The 14,701-nt window shown below is 51.3% G+C and carries 11 protein-coding genes and 2 pseudogenes; 7 read left to right on the top strand and 6 right to left on the bottom strand.

Going from position 1 to position 14,701, the window contains the following annotated elements; all coding sequences use genetic code 11:
- Positions 1–150: 150 nt before the first annotated feature.
- From cmoA to VFA_RS05560, 6 genes and pseudogenes are all read left to right on the top strand, one after another.
- Positions 151–879, top strand: coding sequence for a carboxy-S-adenosyl-L-methionine synthase CmoA (gene cmoA, locus VFA_RS05580; RefSeq protein WP_004725467.1), 729 nt, complete (start codon positions 151–153; stop codon positions 877–879).
- A gap of 90 nt (positions 880–969) precedes the next feature.
- Complete coding sequence (gene cmoB, locus VFA_RS05575; protein ID WP_004725464.1) at positions 970–1,941, top strand: tRNA 5-methoxyuridine(34)/uridine 5-oxyacetic acid(34) synthase CmoB; 972 nt, start codon at positions 970–972, stop codon at positions 1,939–1,941.
- Between the two features lie 109 nt (positions 1,942–2,050).
- Positions 2,051–2,267: pseudogene (locus VFA_RS24335) on the top strand (ATP-dependent Zn protease); the annotation flags it as partial.
- A gap of 71 nt (positions 2,268–2,338) precedes the next feature.
- Positions 2,339–2,794, top strand: a pseudogene (locus tag VFA_RS24330) (ATP-dependent zinc protease family protein); the annotation flags it as partial.
- Positions 2,795–2,810: 16 nt separating this feature from the next.
- Positions 2,811–4,319, top strand: coding sequence for an inactive transglutaminase family protein (locus tag VFA_RS05565; RefSeq protein ID WP_014204911.1), 1,509 nt, complete (start codon positions 2,811–2,813; stop codon positions 4,317–4,319).
- A gap of 2 nt (positions 4,320–4,321) precedes the next feature.
- A complete protein-coding gene (locus VFA_RS05560) occupies positions 4,322–5,287 on the top strand; it encodes an alpha-L-glutamate ligase-like protein (protein ID WP_041942528.1) in 966 nt (321 codons plus the stop codon).
- 64 nt (positions 5,288–5,351) lie between these two features.
- Here the strand turns inward: VFA_RS05560 and VFA_RS05555 are convergent, their stop codons facing one another.
- Genes VFA_RS05555 through cmoM form a run of 5 tightly spaced genes read right to left on the bottom strand, consistent with a single transcriptional unit; the run spans position 5,352 to position 12,934 of the window.
- Positions 5,352–5,594, bottom strand: a complete 243-nt coding sequence (locus VFA_RS05555; protein WP_004725456.1) for a hypothetical protein — start codon at positions 5,592–5,594, stop codon at positions 5,352–5,354.
- A 39-nt stretch (positions 5,595–5,633) separates the two neighbouring features.
- A complete protein-coding gene (gene mukB, locus VFA_RS05550) occupies positions 5,634–10,094 on the bottom strand; it encodes a chromosome partition protein MukB (RefSeq protein ID WP_004725453.1) in 4,461 nt (1,486 codons plus the stop codon).
- Entirely contained in the window at positions 10,091–10,822 is a 732-nt protein-coding gene (gene mukE, locus VFA_RS05545) for a chromosome partition protein MukE (RefSeq protein ID WP_004725451.1), read from the bottom strand. The genes mukB and mukE overlap by 4 nt, the downstream gene beginning before the upstream one ends.
- Positions 10,803–12,140, bottom strand: a complete 1,338-nt coding sequence (gene mukF, locus VFA_RS05540; protein WP_004725449.1) for a chromosome partition protein MukF — start codon at positions 12,138–12,140, stop codon at positions 10,803–10,805. Before mukF ends, mukE begins: the two co-directional genes overlap by 20 nt.
- A 2-nt stretch (positions 12,141–12,142) precedes the next feature.
- Positions 12,143–12,934, bottom strand: coding sequence for a tRNA uridine 5-oxyacetic acid(34) methyltransferase CmoM (gene cmoM / locus VFA_RS05535; protein ID WP_004725447.1), 792 nt, complete (start codon positions 12,932–12,934; stop codon positions 12,143–12,145).
- A 114-nt stretch (positions 12,935–13,048) separates the two neighbouring features.
- Between cmoM and elyC the strand changes: the two genes are divergently transcribed.
- Positions 13,049–13,858: an envelope biogenesis factor ElyC gene (gene elyC, locus VFA_RS05530; protein WP_004725445.1), complete on the top strand. Its 810-nt coding sequence runs from the start codon at positions 13,049–13,051 to the stop codon at positions 13,856–13,858.
- A gap of 95 nt (positions 13,859–13,953) precedes the next feature.
- Here elyC and torR read toward each other — a convergent pair whose 3' ends face one another.
- Positions 13,954–14,661, bottom strand: a complete 708-nt coding sequence (torR, locus tag VFA_RS05525) for a two-component system response regulator TorR (protein WP_038151028.1) — start codon at positions 14,659–14,661, stop codon at positions 13,954–13,956.
- Positions 14,662–14,701 lie beyond the last annotated feature (40 nt).

Here is a 14,701-nt window from a genome sequence, read left to right as displayed (position 1 = left end):
CCGTCACTTGCACTTGAATTCATGGCAGGACATTTGCTAATGAGAAACACCGCCCGCTTAATGACAGCAGGCAAAATTTTTCATAAAATACGCGCCTTTTCTTGAGCCTGAAGCGATCTTCAGGCTGACGCGAGCTGCCGTGAGGTTACCATGAGCAACAAAGACACTATCTTTTCAGCCCCTATCGATAAGATCGGAGACTTTACGTTCGATGAACGTGTGGTTGAAGTCTTTCCAGATATGATTCAGCGATCGGTCCCCGGCTACGCCAATATTATTTCGGCGATTGGCATGCTGGCCGAACGCTTTGCCAAGCCTCACAGCAACCTGTATGACTTGGGTTGTTCACTCGGTGCAGCCACGCTCTCCATGCGTCGCAACATCAAACAGGAAGGCTGCAAGATCATTGGCGTCGACAATTCGGCCGCCATGGTGGAACGCTGCAAACTGCACGTCAACGCGTACCGTTCTGACACCCCCGTCGAGGTGATTGAAGCGGATATTCGCAACATTGATATCACCAACGCATCAGTGGTGGTGCTCAACTTCACCTTGCAATTCTTGTCGCCAGAAGACCGCTACACGCTGCTAGAGAAAATCTACGCAGGCTTGCGCCCGGGCGGCATTTTGATCCTGTCGGAAAAATTCATCTTCGAAAATCAGGCGGCTCACGAACTGTTGATTGACCTACACCACGACTTCAAACGCGCAAACGGCTACAGCGAGCTGGAAATCAGCCAAAAACGCAGTGCGATTGAACACGTGATGCGTCCGGATTCTGTCGAAACGCATAAAGCACGCTTTGAACAGCTGGGCTTTTCGAGCTACGAAGTGTGGTTCCAATGCTTTAACTTCGGCTCCATGTTCGCTATTAAATAAATCAATTCGCAAGCGTTCCTCGCCCTGACGGAACTGGTTTGCTTTTTGTTGATCATGTCAGGGCATGATGTCGCTATTTAGGAACTCACCATGTTTGACTTTGGTAACGTTTATTCACTGCTGGCGCAAGACACGCGTCTGCAGCCTTGGCTCAAAGTATTGCCACAGCAATTGGCTGATTGGGAAGAAAAAGGCCACGGGGATATTGATCGCTGGTTGCGTGCTTTGAAGAAGATTCCCGACTTCACACCAGACACAATTGACCTGAAAGACTCGGTGAGTGTCTGCAATCAATCACCGTTGCCCATCGGTGAACAGAAGAAGCTAGAAAGCTTGCTGAAAATGTTCCACCCGTGGCGCAAAGGCCCATACCATCTGCATGGCATCCACATTGATACCGAATGGCGCTCAGATTGGAAATGGGATCGTCTGTTGCCGCACATTTCGCCTTTGAAAGGCCGCAGCGTATTGGATGTGGGTTGTGGTAATGGCTATCACATGTGGCGCATGCTGGGTGAAGGCGCGCATCAAGTGATTGGCATCGACCCTTCTGAGCTATTTTTGATCCAGTTCGAAGCGGTGCGCAAATTAATGGGCAACAATCAGCACATTCACTTGCTCCCACTGGGCATTGAACAGTTGCCTGAATTGGAAGCCTTTGACACTGTCTTCAGTATGGGCGTACTGTATCACCGTCGTTCCCCACTCGATCACCTGATCCAATTGAAAAACCAGCTGATTTCCGGCGGTGAACTGATTTTGGAAACCTTGGTCATTGAAGGGGACGAAAACGCTGTGTTGGTTCCGTTCGACCGCTACGCACAGATGCGCAACGTATACTTTTTCCCATCAGCACCGGCACTGAAAGTGTGGCTGGAAAAAGTCGGTTTTGAAGATGTGCGCATCGTGGACGAGAACGTCACGTCGCTGGGTGAACAGCGCACAACGGAATGGATGACACACAATTCGCTGCCGGATTACATCGATCCGAACGATCCAAGTAAAACGGTCGAAGGCTACCCAGCGCCACGTCGCGCGATTTTGGTGGCGAAGAAACCATAATTGACACAGTTTAACTCGTCAATTCATGGATAAGACTAACCTAGCACGGGATGCGCGATGCATCCTCTGCTATAAATACATCAACCGATAATCAAGAATAAGGTCGCAAATGTTTAAGCGAATAGCACCCGTCGTTGCACTTACCATGCTTTCTGGCTGCACATTATTAAAGGGCGACGAGTACCACCAAGCTACGCTGGACGCGATTCAACAGTCCGAATCCACGCTTTCCAACAAAATGACCAACCTCGAGCTGCACATCAGCAATCAAATGGACTACATCGATAGCCTCGAAAGTCAGGTCGTTTCCCTCAAGTCCGAAGTGAAAGAACTCAAATCGGTTGCCGAACAAACCCATCCGGTGATTGAGACCCCACCGGCCGAAGTTCAGGCCATGGCTGTGCAAACCAAACCGCGTCACGAAGTAGTGTTGGGTGAAATTGAAAAAGTCACCATTGATACGCTGAAGAAAAACTTCGACGCACGCATCGATACAGGCGCCGCCACGTCGTCTCTGAATGCTGTGGATGTGGAAGAGTTTGAGCGAAATGGCAAAAATTGGGTTCGTTTCCATCTTTCTGATGAAACCGGTGCCAAAGATGACAGTGGTTGGATTGAAGCGCCTATCTTACGTTATGTCCGTATTCGCCAATCCACCAGCGACCAAAGTGAACGCCGTGCAGTGGTTGAACTGTGGGTCAAACTGGGTGATATCCACGAAAAAACACAGTTCACACTGGCCGACCGTTCTCAGATGAGCCATCCTATCCTTCTTGGTCGCGAGTTCATTCGCGATATCGCAGTAGTGGATGTAAGTCGTAAATATATTCAGACAGAAACCAAAATAAAATAAATAAGGTCACTCACTTATGACGTCACGAGTTCCGTTTTATCTCTCCATACTTTTGTTGGTTGCGGTCGGCATTACGTTAAGTGTCATTCGTCATCAGAGCTACGGTGTGCCGTGGACCCCAGGCGAAACCCGTCAAGTATGGGATATTGAAGCCCGCGTTGAGTTTGTAGCTCAGGGCAAAGAAGCCAAAGTGTCACTTGCCGCACCGCACACGCAAGACGGCTACACACTGGTTGGCGAGAACGCATCTTCACCCGGTTACGGCATTTCATATGTCAGCACCGATTCCGGCCGCCGCGCTGAGTGGTCGATTCGCCAAGCAACCGGCCCTCAAACCATCTATTACAAGACGCAATTTCTGGTCGACCCACAAGCGAAAACGATTCCGGTGCCCCCTACAGGCGAAATCGTGAAGCCAACGTTTGATGGCCCAGAAGAAGCAGCGGCAATTGCCGTGATTGACCAAGCCACGCGCCTGTCTGCCGATCATGTCACCTTCACTCGCGAACTCATCAAAACGCTAAACGACAGCGAAAGCCAAAACGCAGCCCTACTGCTGAACAAAATGAGCAAGGTGGATACCGCGCAGAAACTGTTGTCGTACGCGCAAGTGCCGAACAAAGTGGTTGGCGTTATTCAGTTGGAAGATGGTCGCCGTCGCCAAGCGATTCAACACATGAACGAAGTGTGGAATGGCAAAAAATGGGTGCTGTTTAACCCAGAAACCGGCACGCAACCGACTCACCCGAATCTCTTGGTGTGGGACGAATCGAACATCTCATTGCTGGATGTGATGGGCGGTCAAAACAGCCAAGTGCTGTTTAGCATGATTGCGCAAGACGTGTCTCCGCAACAGGCCACAGACAGCAAAGTGCAGTCTGACGGCTTGCTGAACCTGTCGATTCACAGCCTGCCGCTGGAAGAACAGGCGATGTTCAAAACCATCATGTTGATTCCAATCGGGGCGTTGATTGTGGTCTTCCTGCGCGTGATCATTGGATTGAAAACTTCCGGTACGTTCATGCCGGTTCTGATTGCCGTCGCTTTCGTACAAACGCAACTGACCACCGGTATCGTCGGCTTCCTGTTGATTGTCGGCACCGGCCTCATCATTCGAAGTTACCTCTCCAAATTGAACTTGCTGTTGGTCGCACGGATCTCCGCGGTCATCATTTCGGTCATCCTGATTATTTCCGTCTTTACCGTAGTCGCATTTAAAGTCGGTTTGACGGAAGGCCTGACCATTACGTTCTTCCCGATGATCATCTTGTCGTGGACCATCGAACGGATGTCGATTCTGTGGGAAGAAGAAGGCGCGAAAGAAGTCATCATGCAAGGTGGCGGTTCGCTGCTGACTGCTGTGCTGATTTATCTGGCGATGACCAACTCATATGTGCAGCACCTGACCTTTAACTTCATCGGACTTCAGTTGATTGTTCTAGCGGCTATTTTGCTGTTGGGAACGTACACTGGTTACCGAATTACTGAGCTGCGCCGCTTTAAACCCCTCGCAGACGGAGATTAATTATGTTTTTCTCTCTTTCTGAATACACCTCCCCTTTCAAGTTACGTCGGAAGGGGATCATGGGAATGAACAAGCGTAACCACAGCTACATTGGGCGCTACAATGATCGTTCCAAATACCCGTTGGTGGATGACAAGCTCAAAACCAAACTGATTGCGCAGCGTGCTGGTTGTACGGTGCCCAAACTGATTGGCGTGATCAGCAACCAAGGGGATGTGAAACGCATTCACGACATGGTCAAAGAGTGGCCTGGCTTTGTGATTAAGCCAGCTCGCGGCAGTGGCGGTAAAGGTATTTTGGTCATCGTGTCTCACAAAGATGGCGTGTACACCAAGCCGTCCGGTTCAACCATCAGTAAAGAGGACGTCGAGCGCCACATCAGTAATGCGCTGGCGGGTTTGTTCTCTCTTGGTGGGAAAAACGACGTGGCGGTGGTAGAAAACTTGATCAAGTTTGACGACTGCTTTGACGGCTTCAGTTACGAAGGTGTGCCTGATGTCCGGATCATCGTTTTTAAAGGCTACCCGGTCATGGCGATGATGCGTCTTTCCACGTCGGCTTCAGACGGTAAGGCCAACCTGCACCAAGGTGCGGTCGGTGTGGGCGTCGACATCGCCACCGGCAAAGCGGTCCGTGCCGTGCAGTTTAACCGCCCGGTCACCCATCATCCAGATACCGGCAAAGAGCTTCATACATTGCAAGTGCCACAATGGGAGCGCTTATTGACGCTCGCGGCCAGTGCGTGGGAAATGACCGGACTCGGCTACATCGGTACCGATATGGTGCTGGACAAAGAAGAAGGCCCGATGGTGCTGGAGCTGAATGCGCGCCCCGGCTTGGCAATTCAAATTGCCAACGGCGCCGGATTGTTGCCCCGTCTGCATCACATTGAGAGTTTAGGTTCACCATTGATTGCGCCAACGCCCGCTGAGCGCGTTGCCTACGCGGTCAAACAATTTGGTATCTGAAACTTCAACTTGGTCTCTGAGACTTCAACGGGGCGCGCAAGTGCCCCGTTTTTTTTACCTTGAATCACATGCCTGATGGCCGTGTCAGCGCACGAGCGCCTGTCCAGAACTGCCCTGCCATATCCAACTTCACCCACGCTGCATTCCACAACCGTAAATAAGCCACATTCAACAGCATCAGTCCGAACACAAAGCACCACCATTGCGAGCCCGTGCTCAGCGTGTGGCGCCCGATGTCATCGACCAACCAGTGACCAGCCAATGACCGGCATAAAAAAACGCCTTCACAAGGAAGGCGTTTGATCATGGGTTTAAATGACCTTATTCAAGGTCAAGCGCGTCGACGTTAGCTTAATTCTTCCGCCAGTAGCTGCTCATCGGTTTTGGGTTTCTCCGTCTGGCCAAAGCCACGCAGACCCACCACGTGCACGTGTTCGTGGTCTTTGAACACTTTACGCACCAGTTTATAAGTGGTGCCTTTTTCTGGGCTGATGTTCTCTGGTGCCGCGATCAAAAGCTGCATATCCAGACGTTCACACAGCTCAAACAGCGTGGCGATAGATTTCGCATCCAGACGCGCCGCTTCATCAAGGAACAGCAGACGACATGGCATGATGTCTTTACTGCGCAGACGACGAGACTCTTCTTCCCAGCTCTGCACCACCATCAGCAGAATTGACTGACCCGTACCAATCGCTTCACCCGTTGACAACGCGCCCGATTCCGCTTGCAACCAACCGTCTGAGCCACGGTTCACTTCCACGCTCAGTTCCAGGTAGTTACGGTAGTCCAGCAGCTCTTCACCAAGGACTTGCGGTGAACGCTGCCCCATATCGATATGCGGGTTCACGCGTTGGAACAGCTTCGCCATCGCTTCGGAGAAGGTGTAGCGCGCGCTTTCAAACAGATCTTTGTGCTGCGCTTGATGCTCCGACAGCCCTGCCAGCAAAATTTCGTGGCTTTCACGCACTTTCACGTTCAGACGCACGCCTTTCACCTGACCAAAGGCGATGTTCGACAAGCCTTGGTTCAACATGCGAATGCGGTTTTGCTCGCGCTGAATAGTTTTGCGAATGATGCTCGCCACTGAATCAGAACTGATTGCCAAACGGTTCTCACGTTGTGTCAGCTCTTCCGTCAGACGCGCCAGCTCCACTTCCATCTCTTCAATCGCTTCAACCGGATCGTCGGTACGAATGATGTCCTGACGAATGCGTTCACGCAGGTGCTGATACACCGCAATGTAGAACAACACTTTGCGCTCAGGGCGTGCGTTGTCTTCCGACTGACGCAGTGAATCACGCAAGTCTTCGTTGTTGGCCACCGCAAGACGCAATGCACCCAACGATTTGTCCGACATAGAACGCAGTTCATCGGCCGACAAATACGCCAGTTCACGTTTGTGCAGGCGACGTTCAACATCGTTTTCACGCGCCAAACGCAGCACCGAGCACCAACCCGCTTTCGCATTCACCACGAATGTACGCAGATCTTTGTAGTCTTTCTCGACTTTCTTCATGCGTTTCGCCAGCGCTTTCATCTCCAGCTCTGTCGAGGTGATGGTACGCTCGTACTCGCTCTTCCGGCCACGAGAAGCATGCAAACGCTCTTGCAGTTCATCACGGCGGCGTTGGGCACGCTCCAGCGCGCCTTCATCGGCGTGAACACCAAAGTCTTGCAGCTCTTGCTTGAACTCTTGAACCGTTTCCAGCTTCGCTAGGTGTGAACTCTTCAGCGACGCCAACACTTGATTGTATTGGTTCATCTGCGCCTGAGCTTGTTTGAGCTCTTCACGGCTGCGGTTACGTAGGTTTTCCGCCTGCACCAGTTTCGCTTTGAGCTGTTCGCTCAGTTCACTGCTCTTGCTCAGCAGATCGACAGAATCGGCATAGGCGAAGTGATGACGACGCTCAACCAAATCCGACAAGGCAAAAATCTGTTTCTTGAGTTGTTGCAGCGCGGTATCCGCTTGTTGGTATTGCGCTGCCAGTGCATCAAACTGCTCTGGGTCGGCATCCAAGGCGGAGGCGATTTTTTCCAACTGCGCAATGGCTTTACCGTGCGCCGCGACGAACGACTTGGCTTCTGACAGTTGGGCAATCTTGGTTTCAATTTCTTCAAAGCGCGCTTGAAGCGAATCGTCTTCCAGCAACAACATGTTCGGTGCAATCTTCGCTAAGGCGGCAATCGCCTGTTTGCTCAATTGCAATTGGCTGCGTTGTTGCTGCTCTTGACCATCCAGCTCCGCCAACATGCGGCTCAGTTGATTGCGTTTGTCACGGGCTTGCATCAGCGCTTGTTCTGGATCAGCATCAAACGCGACTTGCAGATGCTGCGCCACAAACTGGTTGAAGTTGCTATACAGACGTTGCAGTTTCTGTGAATCAAACGCCGCTTTCGCATGCGCTTCCACCACATCGTCACGCTCTTCACGCAACAGCTCCAAACGTTGTTCACGCGCCGCGCGACCAAACAGTGGGATTTTCGGGAAACGGGAGTAACGCATTTGGCGATCGTTGAGTTGAACGCACACCGCCCCTTCCAGCTCTTCAGCATTGATGGAGCTGTCGTCGAACGCATCGATGTCGCCTTCGATCAGGTACAAGTCTTCCGGACAGTCGTCCAGTTCAACCAGCTTCTCTTTGATGCCAGACAGATCCGACACGACAATCGCATGACGAGCCGGGCCGTACATCGCACTGAAATACGGCGCATCGTCGATGGTGATGTCATCGTAGATTTCCGACAGCAGCACACCGCCCAGCGTATCTGCCAAGCCTTTGAGGCGCGGATCGTTCGAACCGCCCGGAGACGCCAGACGCTCAATCTCGCTTTCCAGTGTTGCGCGGCGTTCCGCCAATTTATCTTTCGCAATCGACTGTGCTTTTTCTTCTTCCAGCACCTGCTGCATGTGCGCCATGATCGATTGGCTGTCTGCCAATTCGGCACCACTTTGCTCACGCAACGTTTCCAGTGCATCGTTGGCTTTGATCCACGCTGGCGCAATCGCTTCTAAACGCGAAATCTGCGCTTGGTAATCTTGCTCACTGCGGCGCTGCTGACTGCGTTTCTCACGCAGCTCTTCCTGGCTAAATTCCAAGCTTTCAATCAACGCTTCGTGGCGTTCACGCTCTTGTTCCAGCGTGATTTCATCAGCCAAGGTGACCTGATGCTGCTTCTGGTAGCTGTCAGCCAGTTGGCGCACGTTGCGTTGCTGCTCGATGCGACGTTCCAGATCGCGCTGCTGCGCGTACCATTGGTGTTCGTTTTGCGTGATTTGTTCGGCATCGCGCGCTTGACGAATCAGTTGCTGCGCTTTGCTGGCAGCATCGCTGCGCGCAACATCACCCAGCACGCTTTTTACCAACGCAAAGGCGTTGTCGAATTGCTCAGCCGCCGCAGAGGACATATCCAGCTTGTGTTTGAGTGCCAGCAGTTCTGATGTACGTTCGTCTTGCTGATCTTTCAGTTGCGCCACCAACGCTTGCGCGCTGTCGGCACTGAGGGTGTCGTCGCCCAGCAGTTGCTGCGCTTTTGTAAGCGCATTCAGCGCCTGTTGGTATTGCAGCGCACGGGTTTGTTGCACATCCAACGCTTGCTGATAATCGGCCAACTGCGTCTTCAGGCTGTCGACTTCATCTTCTGCGACCGTGGCCTGCTCTTCGACCATCATCACGCGCTCTTGCGCTTCCTCGACGACCATCAGCTGCTCTTCGAGACGAACACTCAGCTCTTCCAAGTCATCTTGGTAACGCGCAATTTTCTCCTGCTGACGCAGTGCATTTTGCACCAATTGCAGGTGATCCGACGCGCCTTGATAATCTTGTTCCAGTACCGATTCGGTCTCGACCAGCATTTCCAGCTCTTCATGAACCCGATTGAGCAAACTGTTTTGTTCAATCAAGGTTTCGCGCGCGCTGAACAACTCGCTACGTAGTGCCAGCGTTTGATCCATTTTATTGCGGCGATCGTTGGCGTGACGCATGTAATCCGCCGCCACGTAGTTGGTCGATTCGGTGATCAGATGTTTAAACAGATCCCGATCCGCCTGCGTGGTTTTGATCGCTTCAAGCGTCATGCGGTTTTCACGCAGCGCTGATTCCATATCTTGGAACGCTTTCTTCACGCCGCCATTTTGTGGCAGCAGGTAGTCACGCAATGAACGGGTGATGGCACTGGAGATACCGCCGTACAGCGACGCTTCGATCAGACGGTAGAATTTTGAACGGTCACTGCTGTTGCGCAGTTTCTTCGGAATCACACCGAATTCAAACATTTGGCTGTGGTAATCCACAATCGACGGGAACGCTTTAAAATGCGCGCCTTCAATGGTGGCCACGGAATCTTTCACTTCGTTGATTTGACGCACACGGGCATGTTTGTCCGAAACGCTTTCAATCAATACATCTGTTGGTTTGATGTGGCTTGGCAAGCCTTGAATCACAAAGGGTTTGATGTCGACTTTTTTGTCACGACCCGCGACTTGTTGCAACTTCACCACAAACAGCAAACGCTGCTTACGGGAGTTGACCACATCAAGTGCTGCGTAACACGCACCCGGTTGCAATTTACCGTATAAACCTTTGTCGCGAGACGATTGCGAACTGCCCGCTTCAGTGGTGTTACGGAAATGCAGTAAGGTTTGGTCTGGGATCAGCGCAGTAATAAACGCCGCCATCGTGGTCGATTTACCGGCACCGTTCCCGCCAGACAGGGTGGTCACCAAATTATCAATGTCAAAAGTACGCGCAAAGAAGCCGTTCCAATTGATCATGGTCAGCGATTGATATTTACCTCGTTCAATCATGCTTCACCTTCCAACTCTGTTTGCTCGTCATCATCATGTTGTTCTGCTTCTTCATCGTTATCGAGCAGGCTTTGTTGGCTTGGCTCTTGCGCGTGCACCACGGCTTCACCGTCGCGGATCAAACGCAATTGCGCTTCGCGTACGTCATCACCCACACGCACATCGGCGCCAAAGCGGAACACCGCTTCCGTAATGCGGAATTTGGCCGTTTCACCAATGTTGATCACCATGCCAAGACGGCGCAGGCGACGCAGGGACGTCCGTACTTTTTCAAACAATTTCTCTTTGTCGAGGTCTGATCCACTGGCTCGGTTGGTCACCAGCTTCATCAGCTTTTTCTCGTCCGACAAGGTCAGCAGTTCGTCGTACAACTCCTGATTGGTAAAGATACCTTCATGCGCCAGACGTTCTGGGCTCAGGTAAAGGAAACACAGCACTTTGCCCACCAGCATGTCGAGTTCTGATAAGACACTGCGGTGGATGAGCGAGGTTGAACGCGGACGCAGGTAGAAAAAACCTTCTGGCGCGCGCACCAATTCGGTGTTGTAACGTTGATAAAACAGCGCCAATTCCGGCTCAAAATCAGACAAAAATGCATGATTGTCCATGTCGTCACTGGAGATATGACGGCCTGCACGCAACAGGCTATCGAGCGCCGGGAAAAGCGGGTTGGCAATCGCTTTGGCCAGATTCTCTGGCATGTATTCATTAATATCGGTCGATGACATTTGCTTGTACCTTTGCACCAAAATCGTTAATTGCTTGCCAATCTGGCTGAATGGCTCGGTAATCTGAGTCGGAGTAACCCAGACGTACGGCCTGGTCGACAACGATTCGGGCTAAATCGAAATGATGAGTTCGTGGGTGGATGGCGAGGTAATCACGCAGCACAACGCCAAGGTCAATCGCTTGTCCTTGCTCTTTATGCTGTTTAAGCATGTCACCAATGCGCTCGGCCAGCTCATCATTGACCTGTTGAAACTCTTCGTACTCGACTTCGGCTGGCACATGGCCCGTCACTTCATCATCACGCAGCACCAAGGCTTCGTCGCGCAAATCGCTCAGGCGTTCTGCATCGGCAAAGGTCAGGTACCAAGGTTGCTCGAAGTAATCGTTCACCGATTGACGCAGGCGCTGACTGAACGCGCGGTTCTGGTCCATGTCGATGGCGGTACGAATAAATTTGTGCACGTGGCGGTCGTAGCCAATCCACAGGTCAATCGCCTGTTGGCCCCAACTGGTAATGCGGTCGAGCTTCATCTGCAACGCAAACAGCGTCTCTTCGATGAAGTCCAGTTCGACATCGCCATACACAATTTCTTGAATATCGAGGATCTGTGTTTGCAGCTCATCCCCTGCCGCTTGCAAGGTATCTTGCAGCTCACGTAAGGTCGATGACGTTTCAGACAGCAAATCTTCACAGTTGTGGATTGCATCGCGCCAGTCTTTGTTCAGCAGATCCGCGATCTGTTGTTTCACCGACTGTTGCTGCTCATCCATCACCCGCTGGTTGAGGTCGATGCGATCAAAGATCTCGCCCACGGAATATTTCAAAACGCCATAGACGTTTTTCTTCCAATGGCCTGGGGTGCCGCCCTGCTGCGCCGATTCCACGGCTTTAGCCATTTCATCGGCGACCATCGAGAGCTGAATAGAAAGCTTGAGCTTAGAAAATTCGCGATGACGCACGTAGTAATCGGTAATACCGACTGCCAACGGCGACATGCGGTAAATGCTGGCGCCGTCGGTCACTTCACTGGTAAAGCGGCTAATCAAGCGCTGTTTCACCAGTTCATTAATCGCGTTATTGGCACGGAATGCAGACGCGTCACCCGTGTCTTCAAACATACGAGTCACGATGATAAACGCATCGTGCAACTCTCCTTCACCTAGCTCTTCATCGAACCGTTCGTTGCTCAGCACTGCGATAGCGATAAGAAACGCAAGTCGCTCAGGCGTCAGGTTCAATGAGAAATCATGCTGCTTGACCCAGCTGACCAATTCATCGATTGGCTGCTCTGCAGCGTTCTGAGTTAACTCACTCATTGTTATTCCTGTTCTTGTTTCTTCTTGGCCCATACATGAATGTAGCGACCTAATGAGCGGTACGGCTCTTGGCGACAGAACTTGCGTTCTAAAGCCAGTACATCTTCATATTGGTATTCGCCCATGTTTTTCATGTTACCGATGTAATCACTGAAACAACGAATACCGGACTTACCGCAAATTTCAAAACCGGCGTCTTCTATCCATTGATAGACGTCCGTCGGGATTAAGCCTTTCTGCGGTTGAAGTTTAAAACGTTTGCGGTGAGGCATGCCTTCCAAAACGTGAGGAATGTTACCGCAAACCGCATTCTTATAAACCAGACCGTGATAGTTATAGAACATCACCGACACCATGCCGCCCGGTCGGACTTGCGTCAGCAAATTCTCCAGCGCGGGTTTTGGCTCCGCTAACCATTCCATCACGGCGTGGAACATGACAATATCCACCGGGTCGGATAGGTGGTCCTGAATGGACTGAACCGGTGAATGAACCAAGCGATACTGCGCAAGCAGTCCGTGATTTGCAATATCCTTCTCTGCCAGTTGCAGCATTTCAGAAGACAGATCACACAAGGTGACCCGGTGGCCTAGCTTGGCGAGTTTTTGTGACATTTGCGCAAGCCCCCCGCCTGCATCTAATACGTGCAAAGGGGCGCTAGCTTTGTCAAAATGCGATAGCAATTGCAGTAAATCTTCCCAAACAATGACTTGGCGGATCTCGCCTTTGTCAGAGCCGTATATATTTTTTGCAAATTTGTGGGCAATATCGTCGAAATTGCGATCTTCTGTCACAGTGGCTTGAGTTATGATAATCAATCGTGCTGCTATTCTGTCATAGGAATGGCAGGAATAAAGAGGCTTTAGCCCTTTTTATTATCAAGTGCTGTTTTTTCGGACTATTTGTTTATGTTTGAGCTGAAAAAAATTGTTTCTTCTTTACTGATGCCTCTTCCGGCGTTGTTGATTATTGGTTTTGTGGGCCTGATGCTGATCATGTTCACGGCCAAACGCAAAACCGGATGCCTTGTTGTTTTGTTTTCCCTGTTTGGCATCTTCCTTATTTCATTCCAACCCGTCTCAAGTCGTTTGCTGATGCCGTTAGAACGTCAGTATTCCGCCTTTTTGCCGGTTGACGGCACAATTGATTACGTCATGGTGCTGGGCAATGGTCATGTCGTCGATGACCAGATCCCCCCCACGTCAGAGTTAAGTCGTGCCGCGTTAATGCGCCTTGCCGAAGGCATTCGTGTCATGCGCATGTATCCAGGTTCCAAACTGATTCTCTCAGGCTACGCCGGTGGCAGTGAGTTCAGTCATGCTCGCATGTTAGCGCGTGTCGCATTGGCGCTGGGCGTTGCCAAATCCGATATCATCTTGCTGGAAACAGCCAAAGATACGTGGGAAGAGGCGCGTCAAGCGGCAGCATTTGTGCAACAACGTCGTTTGGTGCTCGTGACGTCAGCAAGTCACATGCAGCGCGCACTAAATGAATTCCATTCCGCCGGTTTACAGCCGATCCCAGCGCCAACCAACTACTTGGCGCAGGCCAGCATTAGCCAGCCGTGGGATAAGTACACGCCAAAAGCGCTGTACTTAGAACAGACGGAACATTACTGGTACGAAAGCATGGGCATGCTCTGGCAATCGCTGCGTGATTGGGTTGCCGGTCATGAACAAACCGCGCCAATCAACAACGCAGAAACCACACTGCCCTAACTTTGGCATGCTGCCAAGCGACAAAAAAAGACCAGCAATTGCTGGTCTTTTTTATGTACATCTTTACGCGCATCGGTGGCGACTTTTCGCAGGCATTAGTCGCCAGCGAACATATAACCTTCACCGTGAACTGTCACAAAGATCTGTGGGTTCTTCGGATCAAATTCCATCTTCGCACGCATGCGACGGATCAACACATCAATAGTGCGATCATTCGGCGCATCCACTCGATGACTGATCATATTCAAAATGCGCTCGCGACTGAGCACCTGATTGGGATACGCCGACAACGCAACCAATAGCTCATACTCAGCTTTGGTGAGTCGAACCGGCTCGCCATTGCGCGTTAATGAGCGGCGCTGAATATCAAACGTCCACTCCCCGAAACGCACCAATTTATCGTTGTCCGGTTCCGGTTCTGGCAATGTGCGACCCGCGATTGCGATGCGCCACAGCAAATTTTTTACGCGAACCAACAGTTCACGCAGTTCAAGAGGTTTGGTGACATAATCATCGGCACCCATTTCGAGGCCAATGATTCGATCAATGCTATCCGTGCGTCCAGTGACCAGAATAATTCCTATATCTGATTGACTGCGAAGTTCTCGCGTCAGCAGCAATCCATCTTCACCCGGCAAGTTGATGTCTAACATCACCAGGTCGATGTCATGCTCACTGAGCGCCTGACGCATCGCCACCCCATTCTCAGCTTCTGTCACTTGATACCCTTCTTTTTGAAAGTATCCAGCCAGTTTGCTGCGGGTCACGAGGTCGTCTTCAACAACTAAAATGTGATAGCTCATTGACACCACTTTATGTCCACTATGAATACCCGTCATTCTA

The sequence above is a fragment of the Vibrio furnissii CIP 102972 genome (assembly GCF_000176175.1).
Taxonomy (GTDB): Bacteria; Pseudomonadota; Gammaproteobacteria; order Enterobacterales; family Vibrionaceae; genus Vibrio; species Vibrio furnissii.
This window is presented reverse-complemented; position numbering and strand designations above follow the sequence as displayed.